The following is a 21,660-nucleotide window of genomic DNA, read 5'->3' as shown; positions in this document are numbered from 1 at the left end:
ACCGTTGAGCGCCAGACCCGTTTTTCCCCCCGGCGGGTTGAGGGCGCTTGTGAAAAGCAAGCCTGTGCCTGTGGCTTAAGGAGTAAAGAACAATGCAAGCCAATCTTAAATTTGCGCGACCGCTGGCGGTGGCGTTCGGGCTCTTCGCCCTCGGCGGAACCGCCTATGCTGCTGACGTCATCGCGGAAGAGCCGCCGGCCCCCGCCCCGATCGCCGAACTTCCGGTCGCTTCCTGGGCCGGTCCCTATGCCGGTGTGAGCGTCGGCTACGGCTTCAGCGGTCACGCCGATGCCGAGGATATCGGCACTGACGTCGACACCGATGGTTTTGTCGGCGGCGTCTTCGGCGGCTATCAGTGGCAGGCGGAGAACTTCGTCTACGGTGCTGAAGCCGATATCGGCTATAGCGGCATCGAGGGCGACGATGGCGGCGTCGAGGCCAAGGGCGGCTTCGAAGGCTCGCTGCGTGCCCGCCTCGGCTACGCCGTCACCCCGGAAATCCTGCTCTACGGCACCGCCGGTGGCGCGCTCAAGAACCAGGAGATCGAAGCGCTCGGCGCCAGCGACGAAAACACCATGCTCGGCTGGACGGCCGGCGTCGGTACCGACATCAAGATCACCGACAATGTGTTCGGCCGTGTCGAGTATCGCTACACCGACTTCGGCGACAAGGACTTTGACGGTATCGGCAAGGTCAAGTCGACCGACAACCGCGTCACCTTCGGCGTCGGTATGAAGTTCTAAAATCGTCCAAGCCACGACACGAAAAAGCCGGGCCTCGTGCCCGGCTTTTTTTTGCCTTTGGGCGACGTCTGCCCTTTTTGACGTCCACCCTCTTTCCGCGACAACTCGCCGCGCTCCGTCTTCCTTCCTAACCCCAACCAAATTAGCCGTTGCTCCCTATCAAGGCTTATGATTATAGTTAGTACGTGGCTCGCACGAACAAACATTTCGATCTGTGACGACCCGTTCAGCCGAGGCTGAGAAGGTCAGCTGTGGACAGGAACACTCGGTCAAAAGGGGAATGCATGTGAACCGCTTTCAGAAATTCTCCGCCGCGGGGCTCGTCGCGGCATCCTTCGTACCGGCGGCGCTTGCCGCTGATGACAAGCTGACGATCGGCATCGTCACCTTCTCGACCTCCGATGTCGACACCAACCAGATGGTCGACACCATGACCAAGGAAGCCCGGTCCAAAGGCTGGACGGTGGAAACGCTCAATGCCAATGGCGATCCTTCGCAGGCGATCACCAGCATCAAGCAGCTGGCGACCAAGAAGGTGAACGCCATCATTGTCACCGTATTCGATTCGACTGGCCTCGCTGCCGGGCTCCAGGCCGCAGCGGACGCAAAGATTCCGGTGCTTTCGGCCGGCGGCGGCATGGCCGACGGTATCGCGCTGTCGGCAAGCACCGGTGCCGCGCCGCCGCTGCTCGACTTGATGCTGAAGGACATCGGCAACACGGGGACCCTGCTCAACCTCACCTATCACCCCGGCATTCCGTGCCGGGAGCGCGCCGACGCCTTCGATGCGGCGGTCAAGGCGAATCCGGGGCTCAAGGCGACCTCGCACGAGATCAGCATCCCAGGCGCCGCCGAATCCTCGCAGGCCGCGACCAGCGCCTGGCTCGCCGCCAATGCCAACGCCAAAGGGCCGTTCGCCATCTTCAACTGCTATGACGACAACGCCATGGGGGCGATCGCGGCGCTGAAGCAGAATGGCCGCAGCGACGTGAAGGTCTATTCGTTCAACGCCACGGCGCCCGCCGTCCAGGCGGTCAAGGACGGGACGATGACCGCCACGCTCGGCGTCGACCTGACTTCGGCCGGCAAGATGCTGATCGACCAGATCCCCGACATCTTGTCGGCCGGCGACCAGTGGCAGCCTAAATCCTTCGTGCCGGGCTACACGCTCGTCACCAAGGACAATGTCGACCAGTTCATGAAGAACAATCCGCAGTGAGCTTCTGTAGATTGACGATCCGGCCAGGCTTGCCCGGCCGGATCGGAGCCCCATCATGAGAGCCGCGATGTCCGCTGACCATTCCCTGCCCGAAACTCCCGTTCCGGCAGACACGCCTCGTGTTTCATCGACAACGCATGCCTTGTATCCATCGCCCAGCGCCCGCGATCGGCGCGCGCTGCTGATGCGCCTTCTCGGGACCTACGGCACCATCATCGTGCTGGCATCGATGCTGCTGATCTTCTCGGTGCTGCAGCCGGCGACCTTCGCAACAATCGGAAATTTCCGCAACATCATCAATGACATGGCGATCGGCACCATCGTCGCGGCCGGCCTCACCGTGCCGCTCGTGGCCGGCGATTTCGATCTCAGCATCGGCTATGTCGCGAGTTTCTCCGGGCTGCTCGTGGTCGGCCTATTGAGCAGCAGCGGGCTGCCGATCCCGCTCGCCATCGTCCTCGTCGTCGGCCTCGGCACCATCATCGGTATTGTCAACGGTATCGTCGTTTCCAAGATCGGCGTGAACGCCTTCATCGCCACGCTTGGCACCGGCACGATCGTCGTCGGACTGAACTACGCCTATTCGGGCGGGATTCCGCTGCAGCTCACCCAGTCGCGCGAATTCACCAACATCGCCATCGGCCGGATCGCCGGGGTGCCGCATCTGGTCATCATCATGGCCTTCGTATTGGTGCTGCTGTGGATGATCCTCAACCGCACGGTGCAGGGCCAGCATATCAAGGCGATCGGCGTCAGCCCGGAATCGGCGCGCCGCGCCGGCGTCGCCGTCGACCGCAGCCGCATCGTCGCCTTCGCCATCGCCAGCACGTGCGCAGCAATAGGCGGCGTGCTGATGGCTTCCAATCTAGGGTCCGGACAGGTGACGGCCGGTGACGGCTTCATGCTGACTTCGTTCTCGGCCGCCTTCCTCGGTTCGGCGGCGCTCAGGGAGGGTCAGTTCCACATCCTCGGCACCTTGATCGGCGTGCTGACGGTCGCCGTCGGCAACAATGGTCTGGCCATGATCGGCGCGCCGATCTTCACCCAGTTCCTGTTCACCGGCTGCCTGCTCGTTGTCGCCGTGGCGCTCGGCGGCATCGGCCGCCGCTACGGGAGGGGTTAGGATGGCCCAGGCTATGCTGCTCGGCCTGCGCCGGATTAGCCGCAGCTTCGGCGGTATACAGGCGCTCGACAATGTTTCGCTGGACATCGCCAAAGGCGACGTCATCGGCCTCGTCGGCGACAATGGTGCCGGCAAGTCGACGCTGATCAAGGTCCTGGCCGGCGCCCACGATCCGACTTCCGGCGATGTCATCCTCGAAGGCCGGCCGCAAAAATTGTCGCCACCGGCCGAGGCGCAACGCCTCGGCATCGAGACGGTCTATCAGGACCTGTCGCTGATCGGCACCTTCACCGCGGCCGAGAACTTTTTCCTCGGCCGCGAGATCGCGTTTGGCCGCGGTCCGGCGCTATTGCGCTGGATCCGCCGCAAATCGATGGGCGATACCGCGATGCGGGGCCTCGAGGAACTCAACATCGACATCCCCGGCATACGCAGCAAGCCGGTCGACCGCATGTCTGGCGGCCAGCGCCAATTGGTGGCGATCGCGCGCGGCGCCTTCTGGGGCCATAAGTTGCTGCTGCTGGACGAACCGACGGCGGCGCTAGGCGTGCGCGAATCCCGCGAGGTGCTCGATCTCATCAAGCGGCTCGGTGCCCAAGGGCTGACGATCGTCATGGTCACGCACAATCTCGATCACCTCTGGCAGGTGTGCAACCGCGTGGTGGTGATGCGCAGGGGCCGCAAAGCCGCCGACCTCGCGAGTTCCGCCACCAGTATGGAAGACGTCGTCGCCTACATCACCGGCGCCAAGGAGCCGATGACACCCCGTCCAGCGACCACGGAATCGGGAGCATGAGCGGGCCCGACACGATAACGCTGCGACGGCTGCTGGCCGATGCGCCCAATCGCTGGGGCCATTGGGGCGCCGACGACGAGATCGGTGCGCTCAACTATCTGACATCAGACGAGGTCAAGCGCGGCCTGGCCACGGTGCGGCACGGCCGCACCTTCACGCTCGGCGTGCCGGTCGCGACCCAGGAAGGCGACGCCGTGTTTCCCGGCCGCTGGCCGGCGAAGCATTTCATGGTCGCCGACAAGGCCGGTTTCGAGAACGGCCATTGGCAGCCGCTCGCCGGCGGGCTCGAATTCGCCGACGACTATATCACCGGTTTCGCACAGGCCGGCACGCATTGCGACGCGCTCGGCCACATGTGGTTCGACGACACGCTGTGGAACGGCTTTGCCGCAAGCAGCACCAACGGCGGTATGACCAAGGCCGGCATCATGCCGATCGCCGAGCGCGGCATCGTCGGCCGCGGCGTGCTGCTAGACATGGCCCGCTTCCGCGGCAAACCGACGCTGGATCGTGCCGAGACGTTCACCCATTGCGACCTGATGGAATGCGCGCAGGCGCAAGGCGTCGACATCCTGCCGCGCAGCATTCTTCTCGTCCGCACCGGCTGGGTCGGCGCGCTGGCCGCGGGACACCAGGCGATCGGTGAAGGATATTGGGAGCCCGGCCTGACCTTCAGCCTCGACCTCGTGCGCTGGTTCGATGAGATGCAGATCCCTTGCCTGGTCACCGACACGCTGGCCAATGAGACAACCTACGAGCCCGAGACCGGGCTGATGCTGGTGCTGCACGCGGCGCTGATGCGCAATCTGGGCGTCGTGTTCACCGAAATGGCGTCGCTCGACGCGCTGGCCACCGACTGCGCCTTAGACCGCCGTTACGAAGGCTTCTACTGCGCCAGCCCGGCGAAAGTGAGCAAGGGAACGGGCGGCTCCGCAAATCCAGTGTTCATCAAATAGAACCCAACAAGACGGAATGGCTTTCATGACTTCTGCCGACGACCTGACGCAGCTCTGTTTCCTGCCGGCCACGGAACTGGCCGCACGCATCCGGCGCCGCGACGTGTCGCCGGTCGAGGTGACCGAGGCCTATCTGCGCCGCATAGAAGCGCGCAACCCGGTCGTCAACGCCTACACGCTAGTTCTCGGCGACCAGGCGATGGACGCCGCGCGTGGCGCCGAGAAGGCGGTGATGACCGGCGGCCCTCTCGGCCCGCTGCATGGCGTGCCGGTCGGCATCAAGGATCTCGACGACGTCGCCGGGGTGCCGACCTCAATGGCGTCGCTGGCGGTGCAGGACCGGGTCCCGAAAAACAGCGCGGCAGCGGTCGAGCGCCTGCTCAATGCCGGCGCCATCGTGCTCGGCAAGACCAACACGCCGGAGTTCGGCCACAAGGGCATCACCGACAATTTGCGCTTCGGGCCGACCAGCACGCCATGGGCGACCGGCTATAATTCCGGCGGCTCGTCGGGCGGCAGCGCGGCAGCAGTGGCCGACGGCATGGCGGCGCTGGCGCAAGGCACGGATGGCGGCGGCTCGGTGCGCATCCCGGCCTCGTTCAGCGGCACCGTCGGCTTCAAGCCCTCCTTCGGTCGCATCCCTTCGGTGACGCGCCCCGACGGGTTCCTGTGGGGGCATCCGCTTGTCCATATTGGACCGCTTGCCCGCACCGTGGCGGACGCCGCGCTGATGACCAAGATCATGGCCGGGCCGCACAGCCGCGACCCGTTCAGCCTGCCCAATGATGGCGTGGACTATGTCGGCTCCGTGCAAGCCCCGGCACGGAAGCTGCGCGTCGCCTACAGCCCGCGCCTCGGCAACTTTCCGGTCGACGCTGAGGTCGCCGCTGTCATTGCCAGCGCGGTCGAGGTCATGCGGCAGCACGGCGTCGACGTCGATGAGGTCGAGCTCGATTTCAAAGCCGACCACGAGGAACTGGCGGCGCTCTGGGTGCGCACAATCTCGATCCACTATGCGGCAATCGCCGTGTACTGGAAACAGGAAGGTATCGACCTGATGGGCGAGCACGCCGCGGTGCTGACCCCGCAATTCCGCGCCATGCTGGAAGGCGCCTACAAGGTGTCCGCCGTCGACCATGCGCTCGACGATCGTTTGCGCACCGGCGTCCATGACGGCCTCGAGGATGTGTTCGAGACCCATGACCTGATCGTCTCGCCAACGCTGGCCATTCCGCCGGTCAGGAACGCCACCGACGGCAACACGATCGGGCCGACATCGATCGGTGGCGAAGCGGTCGATCCGTTGATCGGCTGGTGCATGACCTACCCGATCAACTACACCGGCCATCCCGCGATCTCGGTTCCAGCCGGCCTGACAGCACAGGGCCTGCCGGTCGGCCTGCAGATCATCGGGCAGCGGCACGCCGACGAGAGCGTGCTGGCCATGGCAGCGCGATTCGAACGCATGCAGCCCTGGTTCCAAAGCTATCCAGGGCTAGCAGGGTAGTAGACGTGGCATTGGCTTCCCCTTCTCCTTGTGCTTCTTGTGGGAGAAGGTGGGCCTAGATCGGAAGCTGCAGCAGTTCGGAGATCACCAGTCCGGCGGCGCCCAAAAGCGCGGCCCCATCGCCTGCATCGCCAGCGATGAGCTCGATCGCGCCACCCGGGCGCGCGGGAACCATGGCACGGACATGATCCGCTATCGCGCCCAGCAGACGGTCGCCGCCGAGCACGACATCGCCATGCAGGATGAAGATGTTGGGCGCCACCGTCTGCTGCAGATTGGCGATGCCGACGGCGACGTTGCGTGCATAGCGATCGAGCAGCTCGGCCGCCCCCGGCAATCGGCGCGCCGCCATGTCGACGAGACGTGTCGAATCGATCAGTTCGGGCTCCGGCAGGGCCGCGCCGGCGGCCTCGCGCCTGAGCCAGCTCAACGTGGCGATGGTGTCCCAGCAGCCGCGCCTGCCACAGCGGCAGAGCTCGCCGTCGAGCTGTACAAAGGTGTGGCCGAGTTCGCCCCCAGCGCCTGCCGTGCCGCGGTAGAGGTGGCCGTCGAAATAGAGCGCGCCGCCCAGAACCTCGCCGGTGTAAACGACCGCAAACTGCCTGACGCCGCGCCCGGCGCCGAACCAGCGGTCGCCGACCAGCAAGGCGCGCGGATGGTGGTCGAGCTTGACAGGCAGGCCGAAACGCCGACCAAGCTCGTCGGCGAGCGGATAGCGGTCGAGCGCCGGCGCGAGATTGATAGTGACGATCGATCCGCGATCCGTATCGACCATGCCGCCGACGGCAACACCGATGCCGAAGGGCGTGCGTCGTGCCTTGGCCAGCGTGTCGCCGACGCATTCGGCGATCGTCTCGATGATCGGCCCGATCGGCCCCTTGCCGTCCGGCAGCGCCATCTTGCGTTCCGATTCGATATTGCCGTCGAGCGTCGCTACGCAGGCATGGACGGCGTCAGGCATCAGCAGCACGCCGCAGATCGGACGGGCATTGGGCGAGAACCACAGCGGCCGCGCCGGCTTGCCGCCGCCGGGATTGGCCGGGATAGGGTCGCTCTCCACCAGCACCTGGTCGTCGATCAGCGGCTGCACGATGCCGGAAATGGTGGTGCGGTTGACGCCGGCAAGCCGCGCCAGCTCGGCACGGCTGGTAGGCCCGAGATCGAACAGAGCCTGCAGCACGCGGCCGCGATTCGTCGAGCCGACCATCGAGGAGGACAGCAGCGCCTTGCGCTGGCGCAGAGGCCGAGCCGCCACCGAGCTATCGCCGGGCCGCGTGAACAGGGCACTGCGCCCGCCATTCGGACCGATATCGTCGGTGTTATCCATCTCAGGGTTTTTCACACGGGCTCCTGGCAGCCCTCTCTAGCCCAGGATCTCGCGAGTTTCGAGAACTTTGTACGGGAAGGCAACAAACTCATTGTAAGGAGTGTGGTAGAGGAACCGCCGATCCCCCCTTGTAGGGAGATTGGCCGTCGCCAAGCTCTAATGCCGAAAAAACCCTGCCCTCAAGCCGGAACCGCTGGCTTCAGCTCGGGAAACTTCTCGTCGAATCGCGTTGCCCAGCGGACCAGCCTGCTGCGGCCCTTTTCCCATTTTCCGGCAAAGCGCAGTGAGAGATAGCCAAGGCAGGCGCGCAGCGCCAGCTGGCCGGCGGTGATCTTCTTTGGCAGCTTTGGCGGATTGGCGTTGAGCAGATCGAGCGCGTTGGTGATCTTGGCCCACTGGCGGTCGAGCCACGGTTGGTAGACCATGTCTTCGGGGCGCGTGCGCCGCTCATAGACCATCGACAGCGCGCAGTCGCAGATGCCGTCGGCCAGCGCTTCAAGCACTTCCGCCTCGAGGCGCTTGTCGGGATTGCGCGGAAACAGCACGTTCTTCGACATGCGGTTGAGATGCTGGGTAATGGCGCGGCTATCGTGGATCGAGCGGCCGTCGTCGAGCACCAGCACCGGGATCTTGCCGAGTGGATTGGCGTCGATCAGATCAGCCGGTTTGTCTTCGGTTTTTATCGGCACGAGCTCGACGGCGATGCCGGCATAAAGCGCGGCCATGCGCACTTTCGAACTATAGGGTGACGTGGACGCGTAGAGCAGTCTGGGCATGATCGGGTTCCTGTTTGCCGAGTACAGAGCATGGACGCGCAAAGGCCGCTGTAGCACTTTGAATTTGCGTATGATCCATTTCCGCGACACTGTTGGCCGGACATCCCGACATGATCAACAGCCCACAGGCGGAAAAACCGGGCGCCACAGCGAACGACCGTCCTCTTCCACGATCCGCAGGCAGATGAGCGGTACAGTGCCAGCCTGAGAGCATCTGAACAGGTCAGACGGGTTCGAAACCGAGCCAACTTGGTCTTGCACCAAGAATTTCTCTCCGGGCACAGAGAAATGCCCCACCGGACTTCGCCATAAGGCGAAGTCCTGGGAGCTGCGAAAAGCTGTCTTCCCTCCGCCTCTGTTGCTGCCCGAGCACTGACCCTGCGAGCGAGGCGCCTATCCGGCACCCGCCCTCAACCGTCCTCAGCACTGTCCTCCGCGAGCGAAGAAGCGCGATTACTTCTTGGCCTTCGCGGTCGCGGCCTTCGCCTTTGGTTTGGCCGCAGGCGCTGCTTTCTTCACCGCTACCGAAGACTTCGCTGCCGCCGCTTTCTTTGCCGGCGCAGCCTTCTTTGCGGGTGCAGTCTTGGCAAACGCAGCTTTCTTCGCTGCGGGCTTGGCCGCGGCCTTTGCAGCCGGCTTCTTGGCCGGCGCTGCTTTTGCCTTGGCGGGCGCGGCCTTGGCCGGTGCTGCTTTCTTCACTGCCGGTTTTGCCGCAGCCTTCGCAGCCGGCTTCTTGGCGGGCGCTGCTTTTGCCTTGGCCGCGGCGGCCTTCGGCTTGGCAGCAGGTGCTGCTTTCTTCACAGCGGCTGCGGCCTTTGCCGCCACTGCCTTTACTGGTGCTTTCTTTGCCGGTGCCTGCTTTGCCGGTGACTTGGATGCCGGCGCTTTGGATGACTGTTTAGCCATATCATGCCCCTTAGTTGTGCCGACGGCCGTTAATGACCCGGCGCGTAATGCATATCTGACTCGCGCTTGTCTAGCCAGCGAAGCATCATCATGATTTTTTCAGTTTAAGTTTTGGTTACAGGCGACACACGCTCGTGCTGATTTCGCAAAATGCCGTTGCTGCTCTTCGATCTTTGCGGACGGTTTGCGACAGACATTCTGCGCGCTTTGCCGGAACCAATCCCACTACAAAGCGCTGAAGCTTAGCAAGCCTTTTTTGTTCGTTGATCGTCGACCGACACCACCATGACGGCTGCTTCATCGATCTCATCTTCTTGTTCTAGCAGGCGATCTACACAAGCTGCAAAAGCAAAGCGCGGCAATTCCGCTGCCATGATTTGTCCGCAGTTGACAGATTACTCTATTTGGCAGAGTATTCTGAATCATCTGGAAGAGCGCATGTCATTCGCGCAATATCGGGCGGCGCTGTCCCAGATCAGTGAGACTGAACGCCGGACACCACAGCAGGCCCGATAATGGCTGCCGACGAAATCATCCACCAGAGCGTGCGGCTCAGGATCATGGCGGCGCTGAATTCTCTGGGACGGCGCGAAGCGCTGGAATTCACCCGATTGAAACTCATCGTCAATGCGACCGACGGCAATCTCGGCGCGCATATCGATACGCTTGCCACGGCGGGCTATGTCGATGTCGAAAAGCTGTTTGTCGGACGTCGACCGCAGACGCGGGTCAAGGCGACGTCAGTCGGACGGCGCGCCTTTCGCGGTCACGCCGCCTTCCTTCGCGCCATCATCGATGAGGCGGAGCAGCCCGGCAAACGCGTTCAACGCAGGACGCGGCAGCGGCCGTTGTAGACCATCCAGCGGTCGAAGCCCGCGACGCAGAATTCGACATTATCGCCGATCGAGGCAAAGCCCTGCCCTTCCTCGATCAGATACCAGATGGTGCGGGCGTGGCCGTCGGACAGGCTGACGGTGGCGCCGCAATAGCGGCGGCCGATCGGCCAGGTTTCGTTGGCTGGCAGATAGCGATTCTGGTGGATGCCCTGGAAATCGACAATCGCGACGTCGGGCAGATTCGGCACGTGGTGCACCTGGTAGGAGAAGCGGCTGGTGATCTTGTTCAGCACCCAGGCCTCACCGCAAACGCCGCTGTCTTCTTCGGTATAGACGGCAAGGTCGGCCGCCTTTGCTGGCTGGGTGACAGAGAGGGACGTGCCGAGCGGCGTGCAAAGCGCTATCAGTGCGGCAAGGGCGGATTGGGCGAAGCGAGTCATGGCAGCCTCTTATGGTCGACTGCGCGCACTGTGCGGATTCGCTTGCGCGCGGTCAAGCGGTTGTAGCGACAATGGTTTCCTAGTTTGAAATCGCCTTCAACCAGGACAGGCGCGCGGATAGCTCTGCCGCCCTACGCCGCCAGCCATTCCAGCGTCCAATGCGCCGGTTTTTCAATGACAAGCAAATTGTGCAAAGCCGGCAGCAGCGTGCGCAATTCGCCTTCCAGCGTGAACGGCGGGTTGACCACCACCATGCCGCTGCCGTCAAGGCTGGGCTCGGCCGACGGCGGCCTGATCTCGAAGCCGATGTCGAGCAGCTTCGGGACACCTGACTGCGCCAGTGCCTTGCGGAATGCGGCGACCGCCTTGCGGTCCTTGACCGGATACCATAACGCATAGACGCCGCCGGGCCAGCGCTTGTGGGCTTTGCACAGCCCATCGACGAGGCGGTCGAATTCGCCCTCCTCCTCGAAGGGCGGATCGACCAGCACGAGGCCGCGCTTTTCCTTCGGCGGCAGATGCGCGCCGAGGGCCAGCCAGCCGTCGAGCTCGATCACCCGGGTCTGGAAATCGCCTTGGAACAGCGCCCTCAGCTTCGCGGCGTCCTGGCGATGCAACTCGATCGCCGACAGCCGGTCCTGCTTGCGCATGAGATGACGCGCGATCAGCGGTGAGCCCGGATATTTTTTCACGCCGCCTTCAGGATTGAGCGAACGGACGGCTTCCAGATAAGGCGCCAGTAGCGCCGCCGCCGGTGCGTCAAGCGCGGCATCGACCAGTCGGCCGATACCGCCTTGCCATTCGCCGGTCTTTTGCGCTTCAGTCGACGATAGGTCGTAGCGGCCGATGCCGGCATGGGTGTCGATGACGCGAAAGGCCTTGTCCTTCTGCTTCAGATATTCGACGAGCCGGCTCAGCACGACATGCTTGATGACATCGGCGAAGTTTCCGGCGTGATAGGCGTGGCGGTAATTCACGATCTAGTTCGAGCCCCTGCCCCAGCGTGGCGGTGGCGGCTGCGAGTTCGGATTTTGCGGCCGGCGGCCGCCGAAACGCAACGCCAACAGCAGCCCGATCAGGCCGGCCGCTATCAGCGAGAAGCCGACCGGCCGCGCCCGGCGATCGATCTCGCCGACCCCGGAACGCAGCACGAGATCCACCGCCCGCATCTCGATGCCTTCGACGTCGCCCGGGCCGATGGTGAAGAGGTACGGGCCGGGGATGACCTTCGCGATCAGGCCGGCTTCGTCGCGAAAGATCTTGTCCGGCAGTTGCGGGCTGACCTGGCGCGGATTTTCCGAATGGTTGAATTGCAGCGTTGAGGCGAGCACGGTCCTGCCGCCGGTGGCGGCGGTCAGCGTCAGTACGGTGCGTTGTTGCGAGACGACGATGCGTTCGGTTCTCGCGGTGAGGTCGACCAGCACCCGCACCGGCGCGTCGCGAGCGGCCAGCGGCACCGTCACCGGCTTGAACCGGCCCTGTTCGTAGACCCGCCAGGTGCCGATCTCACGGCCGGAGAAATTGGTCATCGCCCAGGGATAGACGACGCCGATGCCGATGCCGGCGAGCAGGATCAGAAGAAACAGAAAGCGCATGCGCTCGACTACCTTGCCTGCTTTTGTTTGACCATGATCTCGTCCGAAAATCGGTTCCCACTTTTGTTTCGCTGACATTCGGTTCGGAATCATGGTCTAGCGCCGCCGTGGCGCGTTCCATCCCGTCCCAGCGCCATGTCGAGGCCGAGATCAAATGTCGTATCGAATTCGGCAGTGCCAAGATAGACAATAGCATCGGACCCAAAGGTGGGAACCGGTTTTGGGAGAATCCGAATGATCTGAACGCCCGATAAGGAGGATCAGCCCTTCCCCTTCTGGAGGCTCGATTCCAATGCGCGCATTCCAGTCTCGTCGAACAAATGCAGATGTTGCGGCGGGAAAGCCACCGTCACCGTCGGGCCAGCCGTCAGCGCCGCCCTGTCCAGCGTGAAGACGTTGAATGGCAGGCCATGCAGGCCGAGATGCAGGATGATGCCGAAGCCGGTCGGCTCGATCAGGTCGACCGTCGCCCTCAGGCTGCTCTCCGATGCCGGCGACATCTCGACATGCTCCGGCCGGATGCCGAGCGTCACCGCCGCGCCCTCCTCGAGTTGATAGGCTGACGAAAGCCCAATCAGCGTTCCGTCAGGCAATCGTGCGCCGGCCGTGCCTGCGCCGACCTCATAGCGCGCCGACAGAAAATTCATCGCCGGCGATCCGATGAAGCCGGCGACGAACAGGTTGGCAGGGCGGTCGTAAAGCTCCAGCGGATTACCGACCTGCTGCACCACGCCCTCATGCATGGCGACGATCCGGTCGGCCAGTGTCATCGCCTCGATCTGGTCGTGGGTGACATAGATCGAGGTCGCGCCGAGATCGCGGTGCAGCTTCTTGATCTCTGCCCGCATCTGCTCACGCAAGCGCGCATCGAGATTGGACAGCGGCTCGTCGAACAGGAATGCCTTGGGCTGTCGCACGATCGCGCGGCCCATCGCCACGCGCTGGCGCTGACCGCCCGACAGCGCCTTCGGCCGCCGCGCAAGCAGCGGCTGCAGCTCAAGCTTCCTGGCTGCATTGCTGACGGCGGCCGTGATCTTCTCGCGGGCAGCCTTCCGGATGCGCAGGCCGTAGCTCATGTTCTCGGCGACATTCATGTGCGGATAGAGCGCGTAGGACTGGAACACCATGGCGATGTCGCGGTCCTTGGGCGCCCGCTCATTGACGCGCATGCCGTCGATCCGGATCTCACCTTCGGTCACCTCCTCGAGCCCGGCGATCATGCGCAGAAGCGTGCTCTTGCCGCAGCCCGACGGCCCCACCAGCACCACGAACTCGCCGTTCTCTATGGACAGGTCGACGCCATGCAGCACGGAGACGACGCCGAAATTCTTGCGGACGTTGCGGATGTCGATCGATGCCATGGAACCTCACTCAGCCCTTGACCGCGCCGGCCGTCAGGCCCTGGACCAGATAGCGCTGGATGAACAGGAAGAAGAGGCAGGCCGGGATCAGCGCCAGCACGCCGGCCGCCATCATCTGCCCGAAATCGACCGAAAACTTAGACACGAAGGTGAGCAGACCGACCGGAAACGTGGCGGCGCTGTTGCCCGAAATCAGCATCAGCGCGAACAGCAGTTCGCTCCATGCGGCGGTGAATACAAAACCCAGCGTCGCCGCAATGCCGGGCAGCGTCAGCGGCAGGACGATCTGGCGAAACGCCATGAACTGCGTGGCGCCATCGATCTTGGCCGCCTCCTCCAACTCCTTGGGAATGCCGTCGAAAAACGACTGCATCAGGAACGTCGCGAAGGGGATGTTGAAGGCGGTGTAGACGACCACCAGCCCGGTCAGGCTGTTGGTCAGCCCGAGCGGCGAGAGCATCTTGAAGATCGGCGCGACCAGCATCACCAATGGAAACATCTGGGTGAGCAGCATCAGCGCGACCAGCCAGTATTTGCCGCGGAAGGTGAAGCGCGACAGAGCATAGCCGGAGAGAGACGCAAGCAGCGTCACGATCACGGCCGTCGCGCCGGCAACGATCATGCTGTTCCTGAAGAAGACCGGGAATGCGCTGTGGGCCAGCACGAAGCGGAAATGTTCAAAGCTCATCCGCGACGGCCACATGCGCACGCCCTCGGAATAGAGCAGGTCGTTCGGCGTGACCGATACTTTCAACAGCCAGAACAGCGGGAACAGTGCAAAGAGGACGTAGCAGAGGATCGCCAGGCGGTGCAGCGCGGTGCCGAAGGTCGAATAGCTGTTCATCTGGTCATCCCGATCAGGCCCGATCCATCAGGACTTGCCGCAGCATGACGATCAGCATCGAATAGGCGAGCAACAGGACGAGCAGCACCAGCGCAATGGCCGAGGCATAGCCGAAATCCAGGGCCCTGAAGGCTTGCGTGAAGATGTAGCTCGCGACGATCTGGGTGCGGTCGGCAGGCCCGCCGCTGGTCATGACGATGATCAGGTCGGCGAAGTTCGAGATCCAGACGGTGCGCAACAGCACGGTGATCGCAATGGTCGGCGCAAGGAACGGCAAGGTGATCGACGTGAACCGCCTGAATGCCCCGGCGCCGTCGATCGCCGCCGCCTCGTAGAGGTCGCGCGGGATGGCCTGGAGCGCGGCCAGCAGCGTGATGGCGAAGAAGGGAATGCCCCACCAGACGTTGGCGATGATCGGTCCCCACATGCCAAGCTGCGGATTGGAAAGGATGTTGGCCGGTTCATTCATGAAGCCGAGCGCATAAAGCCAGTGCGGCAGCGGTCCGATGACGGGGTTGAACAGCCACGCCCAGTTGAGCCCGGTAAGGAAAGTCGGTACCGCCCAGGGCAGGAACACCAGCGCCTGCGCTATGGCGCGGCCGGCGAACGGCCGGTCGAGCAACAGCGCCAGGATCAGGCCGAACACGAATTGCAGCAAGACGGACGCGCCGGTCCACCACAGCGTGTTGCGCAGCGCCCGATAGAAATTGTCGTCGTCATAAAGGGTGCGAAAATGATCGAGCCCGACATACCCGCCGGAGAAGGGGTTGAGCAAGTGCACGTCGCGGAAGGCGTAGGACAGGCCTAATACCAGCGGCGCCAGCATGATGGTGACGATCAGAATCAGCGCCGGGGCGGAGTAAAGATATGGCTCGGCATGGCGCGTGATCCGGTCGACCAGCGACCGGCGGCGCGATTCCGGGAACCCGGCGGTGGCGTCAAAAACCATCAGCTAACGCTTTCGCTCCAATTGGCCATCCGTCCAATCGACCATCCTTCCAATCGACCCTCCTTCCAATTGACCATGGACGAGACGTATCGGAGCCACCCGCGATGGGCGGCTCCGATGCCTGGCGTCCGCCGTTTATTTCTTGGCCAGGTATTTCTGCTGCGCCTTGGTCAGATAGTCGGCCCACTGGTTGGCCATTTCCTCTGGCGTGATATCGCCAAGCAGTGCCTGCTGACTGGTCTTGATGACCATCGAGTCCTTGAAGAAGGCGAACTCCTCGAGATAGGTCGGCATAACCGTTGGCATCGCATCCTTGTCCTCGAGTTCAGCGAACCAGCCCTTGAACTGCTCGCTTGCGTAGAAGGGATCCTTTTCGGCCGACTTGTGGACCGGCAGCGCTCCGGTGCGCTTGTTCCACTCGACATTGCCCTCGGGCCCTTCGAGCGTTTCGATCAGCTTCCAGGAGAGGTCCTTGTTCTGGCTGGCCGCCATCATCGACCAACCGGCATAGCCGATGGTCGGGAACGTCTTGCCGCTCGGCCCCTTCGGCATGGTCGTGACGCCGTAGTCTTCCGGCTTCATCCGCTCGGCTATCGCGATCAGCGCGTCTGGATCCTGATCAAGCATTGCGCAGGTGCCGGTGTAGAATCCGGCGACGATTTCGTTAAAACCCCAGTTGACGCTGTCCTTCGGCGCCAATCCCTTCTTGTACAGATCGACGACCCAGGTCAGTCCCTTGACCCAGCCCTCGCTGTTCATGGTCGAGGTGCCGTCCTCATTGAAGAACTCGTTGGAGCCGGCCATGGTTGCGCCGAACATGATCCAGCCGTTGAGGCCACCCGGCCCGCCGCGCAGGCAGTAGCCATATTTGCCTGGAAGCTTGGATACTTTCTCCGATGCCGCCACGAACTCGTCCATCGTCTTGGGCGGCTCGGTGACACCAGCCTCCTTGAACAGCTTCTTGTTGTAGAACATCGCCCGCAGATAGAAGCCGTAGGGCAGCATGTAGGCGGTGTTGTTCACGTCGCGGCCGAGTTCGAGCGCGCGATCGGTGAGGCCCGAGGTGTGCTCCCATTTGGCCAGATAGGGTTCGAGGCTTTCGAGAAGGCCGTTGTTGGCATAGAGCGACAGCCAGGTGTCCGGCATCTCCATGACGTCGGGGATTTCGCCGGCAGACACCATGGTCGCGAATTTCTGGAACGCCTCGCCCCAGGGCAGCGAGATCACCTCGACCTTGCTGCCCGGGTTGGCCGCCTCGAATTTGGCGACGATCGACTTCAGGGTTTCGGTACGCTCGGGGCTGGTGATCACCTCCACGAGCTTCAGCGTCGTGTCGGCGAGTGCAGCACCCGACATCAGTACGGTGGCGAATGCGGCGATAAGAAGCTTCTTCATTTTCCGTTCCCTTCTTGTCTGGTTGCTTCAGGTCTTTTCTTCGGAAGCGGCGTCGATCGCCGTTTCCAGGTCACTCCACAGCGCCTCGGTTCCCTCGAGGCCGACATGGAGACGCACGGACCGCGGATGGACGCCGAACGCCATCGCGGAATTGGGTTGGGCCTTCTGCTGCAGCACGACCTCGCCGGGCACAATGAGGCTTTCGTGGCCGCCCCACGACACGCCCAGCTTGAACAGCTTGAGGCGGTCGGCAAAGGTGCGAATGTCGATGCCGTCGCGGAAGACAAATGAGAACAGGCCCGACGTGCCGGTGAGCCCCGCGGGAAGCAGGTTGGCCAACCCTGGATGGCAGACCCTCTCAACGATTGGATGATCCCGCAGGCGCCGTGCGATTTCGAGGCCGGAGGCCTGATGAGCGCGCATCCGGATCGGCAGTGTGCGCAACCCGCGAATCAAGAGCCAGGCATCGAATGGCGACAGCTTGCCGCCGAGATATGGATAGGCTTCGCCGCGGATGCGGCCGATCAATTCCTTCGAGCCCGCGACCACGCCGGCCACCACGTCGCTGTGACCGCCCAGGTACTTGGATGCGGAGTGGACCACAACGTCGACGCCGAGCGACAGCGGCCGCTGAAAGACCGGGCTGGCCCAGCTGTTATCGATGATGGTCGGGATGCCGCGGGACTTTGCCAGCGCAGCGAGCGCGCCGATGTCATGCGTTTCCATGACCCAGCTGGTCGGGCTTTCCATATAGAACAGCCTGGCGCCAGGCAGGGCGCTCGCGACAGCCGCCTCGTCGCGCCCATCGACATAGGTCACCTCGATGCGCATGCGCGCGAGCAACGTGCCGAACAGTCTGAACGCGTCCGGGTAGATATGCCTGACCGCGACAATGCGGTCGCCCGGTTCGACGAAGCTCAGCACGGCCGACGAGATGGCGGACATGCCGCTTGCAAAACCGATCGCGTCCTCGGCGCCCTCCAGCTTCGCCAGCATTTCCTCGAACATGCGCACCGTCGGGTTCAGCCCGCGCGTGTAGGTCGGCCGCACTTTTTCGCCGCGGTATGTTTCGAGCATCTCGTCATAATTCGAGAAGGTGAAGAGCGAGGTCTGCACGATCGGCGGGACGACGGCATCGAAGGCGTTGCCCTCGTCATGGGCGGCGATCAGCGAGGCCTGGTCGAAAAAATCCGGGCCATTCATTTCGACATTTCCTCGATATCCTGTTCCACGATCTCGAGGATCTTCAGCGTTTTTCCGCGCGCCAGCTCCGCGTCCCCGGCGACGATGGCATCGAACAGCTCACGGTGATACGGGAACGATCGCCGCGCGAAATCCTGCCGGTCGAAAGGATGGTCCCAGAAGCGCTCAAACGCTTCGCGCATCTGCCCCAGGAGCTGCCGGAAAAGCGGATTGTGCGTGGCATCGTAGACCGCCAGGTGAAAGGCCAGGTCTTCGGGCCCCGACGTGCCGGTGGCGAGATGGACGCGCTCCATCTCGATGAGTTTTTCCTCGATCGTCCGCAGATCGTCGACTGTCCGCCGCCGTGCCGCAACCATGCTTGCCTCGGCCTCGATGCCGCGGCGCACCTCGAGGGTATGCAAGAGACCGTCGCGCAGCTCAGCCGTATTGAGCGACAGCGGCAGATGGATCGTGCCGGCGGATATCGGCTTGAGAAGATAGGTGCCGCTGCCTTTGCGGGCCTCGGTGACGCCGAGCGCTTCGAAACGCCCCATCGCCTCGCGAATTGTCGAACGCCCCACGGAAAGCGCGGCCATCAGTTCGCGTTCGGTCGGAAGCCGGTCACCGCTCTTCAGCGCAGCGCGCTCGACATAGTCAGCCAGCGCTTCCATGACTTGTTTGCCGCGATCCAATGGCGGGAGCGTGGCGATTGCCACACGCGTGGCCGGTGCCCCGGGCAGTTCGCCGCGCATTCGCATGGGTACCTACGCCCAAAATTGGTCTGACATCTTAGCAGTTTTGCGCGCCGCCGGCCTTTCGTCAAGTGGCCTCGGCAGTGCAGAGGTTGCATTTCGGCTCACACCCATTGCGGAACCTTGGACGTTGCCGCGTGTTCTGCGACCTTGCAAAAATCAGCTGCAAAACTGTGATTTTAATCAGCGATTTTGCGACAGTCGCTTTCAGCCAAAGCTACCGTTCAGCCTCATTTTGGAGAGAGGCCATCGAGCAGGAAGCCGAGGCCATTCCTGAAAGCGCCGTCCCAATCATTGTCCAACAGCAGACGAGAGCGTTCGATTGTCGGATAACGTTCGCTGAGACGTGTAAGGCGCTGCTGCGCAGCGGCCCTGTCGTCGTCCGAGAGGTCGAAGCTCGCCCGGGTGATGGTGGCGCCCATCACATAGTTCCAGAGCGACCATATCGCAACGTTCACATCTGCGTCCGCAACGCCGGCTCTGGACAACGTCTTGCTCAGCAGTTCCAAGCGACTGAGGATGTTCGGGCCGAGCGACCGGCGCGGCAACAGCGTTGCCGACCAAGGGTGGCGCAGCATGCTGGCGCGCCAGTCTTCGAGCACATGAACGACTTCTCCGCGCCAGTCTTGAGCTATTTGCGGCGGTCCGCGATATTCAAGCACCGAGTCGAGCGCCAGATCAAAGACATCCTCTTTGTTGTCGACGTGCCAATACAGGCTCATCACGCCCGAGCCGAGGCGATCGGCCAGCCGACGCATCGTCAATCCGTCGACTCCTTGAGCGTCAAGCAGTTCCACCGCGGTCGCCACGATACGTTCCCGAGAGAGCGGCGGTTCACTGCGCGGCTCCTGCAAGGGCTGGAGCCGCTCATTTATCCCTCGTTTGCTCCGGCCGCTGCGTTTGGCCGCCATCCGTCTTCCTCGCTGTTCAGAACGTCGATTTTGACCGGCAACGCGAACGAATGTCGATCTGAAGGATTGACTCGTACGGCGTACCATACGATGACTCGTACGTCGCACGAGTCATCGTATGGGCGATACGGTTAAAGTTCAAGAATGCCGGCCGCGAGGCACGTTGCTCGCATAGCCAAGAGAAAATCATGTCACGCGCAATCAAGCATCTGCTTATCGAAGGGCTAATCATCATGACCATGGGAGTTCCCACTGCCGCGACAGCCAATGAGAAGGATCTCAAGCTGACCATCGTCAATCCACAAAACCTCTACGACCCGTCGCCAAATGGCTACAGCACGGCGGTGATCACGCCGCGCGGAGCCCGGGTGGCCTACATCTCCGGACAGGGCGGGCAAGACAGCACGGGAGCCTTGTCGCCCGACTTCGCTGTCCAGGTTGAGCAGGCCTACACAAATTTGCGCACCGCCCTCGATGCGCTCGGTGCGAGGCCGGATCAGGTCGCCAAGCTCACCGTCTTCGTGGTCGATCACGATATGTCCAAGCTCGAGGTGTTGACCAAGACCGTCAAAAAAATGTTCGGTGAAGCGCTGCCGGCGCAGACCCTGATTCCCGTTGCCAAGCTTGCAATTGACCCCATGCTCTTCGAGGTGGAGGCCGTCGTCATTCTGGAATAGTGGAGCCGCTCGCCTTTCGCACATATCCTGAGGTTAGCGATAGGTTCACCCGGTCCATCCGGTCACCGGTTTGCCTGTCGCAAATTTTCCTCGGGGCGCTCGCCCCCGAATGCGGTCATTTAGTGTGGGATCGAGGAGCCGAATGTGATGGCATTGGATGGTGTACGTGCGTTGGTATTCGACGTGTTCGGCACTGTCGTCGATTGGCGCAGCGGCGTGGCGCGCGAAGCTGAGCCGTTCCTGAAGCGGCATGGAGCAGGATCCGCTGTTCCTACCGCCTTCGCGGATGCGTGGCGCCGCCGTTACTCCCCAGCGATGGAGGAGGTGCGCAGCGGCCGGCGGCCCTTTACACGGCTCGACGTGCTGCATCGGGAGAATCTGGAAGCCGTTTTGCCAGAATTCGGGATCGACCCGGCTTCGGTGCCGGCGTCCGAGCTGGACGAACTGAACCTGGCATGGCACCAATTGGAGCCATGGCCGGACGTGGTGGCCGGCCTTGCACGGCTCAAGGCCCGCTATATCATCGCGCCTCTGTCGAACGGCAACATCGCCCTCATGCTCAACATGGCGAAGCGGAGTCGCATCCCCTGGGATGCGATCCTCGGCGCCGAAGTCGTGCAAGCCTACAAGCCTGCGCCGGAAGCCTATCTTCGCACCGCTGACGTGCTGTCAATGAAGCCGGATGAGATTTGTCTTGTGGCCGCCCACAATGGCGACCTTGCAGCGGCTCGGGCATGCGGATTGCGAACAGCCTTTGTCCCGCGTCCGACCGAGCACGGGGTAGCGCAGACCACGGATCTGCATCCTGATCAAGCCTGGGACCTGGTGGCCAGCGACTTCATTGACTTGGCTGAACGACTTCAGTTGTAGCAACCCCAGGTTGCCGATCGCCCCAGGGCGGCGGGCTTTACTACGCCTTGCGTTCCCAGCGCCGGTCTGAGGTCTGCTGCCAGTAGGTGACTGCGTGGCCGGCTTCCTTCATCGTCTTCCAGTGCGTGCGCGCCGCCTCGAGCTGGGCCGCATCGTGGCCGTCGAACAGGAACACGGCGCGCTCATAACCGGCAAGCTTCGGCGGCACCGCGCCGTCAACCAGGAAGCGTATCTGCGCCTCGTTCGGATTGTCATGGCTGGTTGTCAAAAGGATCGGCTGCTCGGCCAGATAGGATTCGCGGTCCGTCGCATGCGCCAGGAAGGAATCGTCCCTGAAGGTCCAAAGATGCTGGTCCAGCGCGTCGCGCCGTTCTTCGGAGCCGGTCTGTACCACGGCGCGCCAACCGCGATCGACACTGCGCTCGAGCAGGCCGGGCAACGCATCCTCCAGAGTCGATTCGGTCAGGTGGTAGAACAGGACGTCGGCCATGATCG

The 21,660-nt window shown here is 62.9% G+C and carries 24 protein-coding genes; 10 read left to right on the top strand and 14 right to left on the bottom strand.

Going from position 1 to position 21,660, the window contains the following annotated elements; genetic code table 11:
* Nucleotides 1–92: 92 nt before the first annotated feature.
* The 6 genes from AC0L2V_RS10030 (at nucleotide 93) to AC0L2V_RS10005 (ending at nucleotide 6,344) form a co-directional block, all read left to right on the top strand.
* Complete coding sequence (locus AC0L2V_RS10030) at nucleotides 93–743, top strand: outer membrane protein (protein WP_091590581.1); 651 nt, start codon at nucleotides 93–95, stop codon at nucleotides 741–743.
* A 286-nt stretch (nucleotides 744–1,029) separates the two neighbouring features.
* Complete coding sequence (locus tag AC0L2V_RS10025) at nucleotides 1,030–1,962, top strand: sugar ABC transporter substrate-binding protein (RefSeq protein ID WP_473510049.1); 933 nt, start codon at nucleotides 1,030–1,032, stop codon at nucleotides 1,960–1,962.
* A gap of 184 nt (nucleotides 1,963–2,146) precedes the next feature.
* The gene (locus AC0L2V_RS10020) at nucleotides 2,147–3,085 is read left to right on the top strand and encodes an ABC transporter permease (RefSeq protein WP_473510047.1); all 939 of its coding nucleotides are present in this window, start codon (nucleotides 2,147–2,149) and stop codon (nucleotides 3,083–3,085) included.
* Between the two features lies 1 nt (nucleotide 3,086).
* The gene (locus tag AC0L2V_RS10015) at nucleotides 3,087–3,881 is read left to right on the top strand and encodes an ATP-binding cassette domain-containing protein (protein WP_473510045.1); all 795 of its coding nucleotides are present in this window, start codon (nucleotides 3,087–3,089) and stop codon (nucleotides 3,879–3,881) included.
* Complete coding sequence (locus tag AC0L2V_RS10010; protein ID WP_473510043.1) at nucleotides 3,878–4,837, top strand: cyclase family protein; 960 nt, start codon at nucleotides 3,878–3,880, stop codon at nucleotides 4,835–4,837. The genes AC0L2V_RS10015 and AC0L2V_RS10010 overlap by 4 nt, the downstream gene beginning before the upstream one ends.
* A gap of 25 nt (nucleotides 4,838–4,862) precedes the next feature.
* Nucleotides 4,863–6,344: an amidase gene (locus AC0L2V_RS10005; RefSeq protein WP_473510042.1), complete on the top strand. Its 1,482-nt coding sequence runs from the start codon at nucleotides 4,863–4,865 to the stop codon at nucleotides 6,342–6,344.
* Nucleotides 6,345–6,399: 55 nt separating this feature from the next.
* On the opposite strand, the gene AC0L2V_RS10000 is transcribed toward AC0L2V_RS10005, so the two are convergent.
* Both AC0L2V_RS10000 and AC0L2V_RS09995 read right to left on the bottom strand, forming a co-directional pair.
* The gene (locus AC0L2V_RS10000; RefSeq protein ID WP_473510089.1) at nucleotides 6,400–7,671 is read right to left on the bottom strand and encodes an ROK family protein; all 1,272 of its coding nucleotides are present in this window, start codon (nucleotides 7,669–7,671) and stop codon (nucleotides 6,400–6,402) included.
* 179 nt (nucleotides 7,672–7,850) lie between these two features.
* The gene (locus tag AC0L2V_RS09995) at nucleotides 7,851–8,447 is read right to left on the bottom strand and encodes a glutathione S-transferase family protein (protein ID WP_473520022.1); all 597 of its coding nucleotides are present in this window, start codon (nucleotides 8,445–8,447) and stop codon (nucleotides 7,851–7,853) included.
* 460 nt (nucleotides 8,448–8,907) lie between these two features.
* On the opposite strand from AC0L2V_RS09995, the gene AC0L2V_RS09990 reads away from it, so the two are divergent.
* Nucleotides 8,908–9,447, top strand: a complete 540-nt coding sequence (locus AC0L2V_RS09990; RefSeq protein ID WP_473520021.1) for a hypothetical protein — start codon at nucleotides 8,908–8,910, stop codon at nucleotides 9,445–9,447.
* Between the two features lie 148 nt (nucleotides 9,448–9,595).
* On the opposite strand, the gene AC0L2V_RS09985 is transcribed toward AC0L2V_RS09990, so the two are convergent.
* On the bottom strand, nucleotides 9,596–9,727 hold the full coding sequence (locus AC0L2V_RS09985) for a hypothetical protein (RefSeq protein ID WP_268931698.1): 132 nt from the start codon (nucleotides 9,725–9,727) through the stop codon (nucleotides 9,596–9,598).
* Nucleotides 9,728–9,868: 141 nt separating this feature from the next.
* Between AC0L2V_RS09985 and AC0L2V_RS09980 the strand changes: the two genes are divergently transcribed.
* Complete coding sequence (locus AC0L2V_RS09980) at nucleotides 9,869–10,207, top strand: transcriptional regulator (RefSeq protein WP_473510038.1); 339 nt, start codon at nucleotides 9,869–9,871, stop codon at nucleotides 10,205–10,207.
* Here the strand turns inward: AC0L2V_RS09980 and AC0L2V_RS09975 are convergent.
* The 10 genes from AC0L2V_RS09975 to AC0L2V_RS09930 all read right to left on the bottom strand — a co-directional run bounded on the left by AC0L2V_RS09975 (nucleotide 10,177) and on the right by AC0L2V_RS09930 (nucleotide 19,618).
* A complete protein-coding gene (locus AC0L2V_RS09975) occupies nucleotides 10,177–10,629 on the bottom strand; it encodes a hypothetical protein (RefSeq protein ID WP_091590577.1) in 453 nt (150 codons plus the stop codon). The genes AC0L2V_RS09980 and AC0L2V_RS09975 overlap by 31 nt on opposite strands.
* Nucleotides 10,630–10,760: 131 nt before the next feature.
* Entirely contained in the window at nucleotides 10,761–11,606 is an 846-nt protein-coding gene (locus AC0L2V_RS09970) for a 23S rRNA (adenine(2030)-N(6))-methyltransferase RlmJ (RefSeq protein WP_473510035.1), read from the bottom strand.
* A gap of 3 nt (nucleotides 11,607–11,609) precedes the next feature.
* Entirely contained in the window at nucleotides 11,610–12,224 is a 615-nt protein-coding gene (locus tag AC0L2V_RS09965) for a hypothetical protein (RefSeq protein WP_473520020.1), read from the bottom strand.
* A 260-nt stretch (nucleotides 12,225–12,484) separates the two neighbouring features.
* A complete protein-coding gene (locus AC0L2V_RS09960) occupies nucleotides 12,485–13,585 on the bottom strand; it encodes an ABC transporter ATP-binding protein (RefSeq protein ID WP_473520019.1) in 1,101 nt (366 codons plus the stop codon).
* Between the two features lie 10 nt (nucleotides 13,586–13,595).
* Entirely contained in the window at nucleotides 13,596–14,429 is an 834-nt protein-coding gene (locus tag AC0L2V_RS09955) for a carbohydrate ABC transporter permease (protein ID WP_077375490.1), read from the bottom strand.
* A gap of 13 nt (nucleotides 14,430–14,442) precedes the next feature.
* Nucleotides 14,443–15,378 (bottom strand): carbohydrate ABC transporter permease, encoded by a 936-nt coding sequence (locus AC0L2V_RS09950; protein WP_473520018.1) that lies wholly within the window; start codon nucleotides 15,376–15,378, stop codon nucleotides 14,443–14,445.
* Between the two features lie 135 nt (nucleotides 15,379–15,513).
* Nucleotides 15,514–16,773 carry an ABC transporter substrate-binding protein gene (locus AC0L2V_RS09945; protein WP_473520017.1) on the bottom strand — a complete coding sequence of 420 codons (1,260 nt, stop codon included), beginning with the start codon at nucleotides 16,771–16,773 and terminating at the stop codon, nucleotides 15,514–15,516.
* Between the two features lie 27 nt (nucleotides 16,774–16,800).
* On the bottom strand, nucleotides 16,801–17,976 hold the full coding sequence (locus tag AC0L2V_RS09940; protein ID WP_287341789.1) for a PLP-dependent transferase: 1,176 nt from the start codon (nucleotides 17,974–17,976) through the stop codon (nucleotides 16,801–16,803).
* On the bottom strand, nucleotides 17,973–18,707 hold the full coding sequence (locus AC0L2V_RS09935) for a FadR/GntR family transcriptional regulator (protein WP_473520016.1): 735 nt from the start codon (nucleotides 18,705–18,707) through the stop codon (nucleotides 17,973–17,975). The genes AC0L2V_RS09940 and AC0L2V_RS09935 overlap by 4 nt, the downstream gene beginning before the upstream one ends.
* A gap of 230 nt (nucleotides 18,708–18,937) precedes the next feature.
* Nucleotides 18,938–19,618 (bottom strand): TetR/AcrR family transcriptional regulator, encoded by a 681-nt coding sequence (locus AC0L2V_RS09930; protein WP_473520015.1) that lies wholly within the window; start codon nucleotides 19,616–19,618, stop codon nucleotides 18,938–18,940.
* 188 nt (nucleotides 19,619–19,806) lie between these two features.
* On the opposite strand from AC0L2V_RS09930, the gene AC0L2V_RS09925 reads away from it, so the two are divergent.
* Both AC0L2V_RS09925 and AC0L2V_RS09920 read left to right on the top strand, forming a co-directional pair.
* On the top strand, nucleotides 19,807–20,295 hold the full coding sequence (locus AC0L2V_RS09925) for a RidA family protein (protein WP_473520014.1): 489 nt from the start codon (nucleotides 19,807–19,809) through the stop codon (nucleotides 20,293–20,295).
* Between the two features lie 147 nt (nucleotides 20,296–20,442).
* Nucleotides 20,443–21,165, top strand: coding sequence for a haloacid dehalogenase type II (locus tag AC0L2V_RS09920; protein ID WP_473520013.1), 723 nt, complete (start codon nucleotides 20,443–20,445; stop codon nucleotides 21,163–21,165).
* Nucleotides 21,166–21,205: 40 nt separating this feature from the next.
* On the opposite strand, the gene AC0L2V_RS09915 is transcribed toward AC0L2V_RS09920, so the two are convergent.
* Complete coding sequence (locus AC0L2V_RS09915; RefSeq protein WP_091590560.1) at nucleotides 21,206–21,655, bottom strand: DNA polymerase III subunit chi; 450 nt, start codon at nucleotides 21,653–21,655, stop codon at nucleotides 21,206–21,208.
* Nucleotides 21,656–21,660: the final 5 nt, after the last annotated feature.

It is taken from the genome of Mesorhizobium sp. WSM4814, from assembly GCF_055811595.1.
This window is presented reverse-complemented; position numbering and strand designations above follow the sequence as displayed.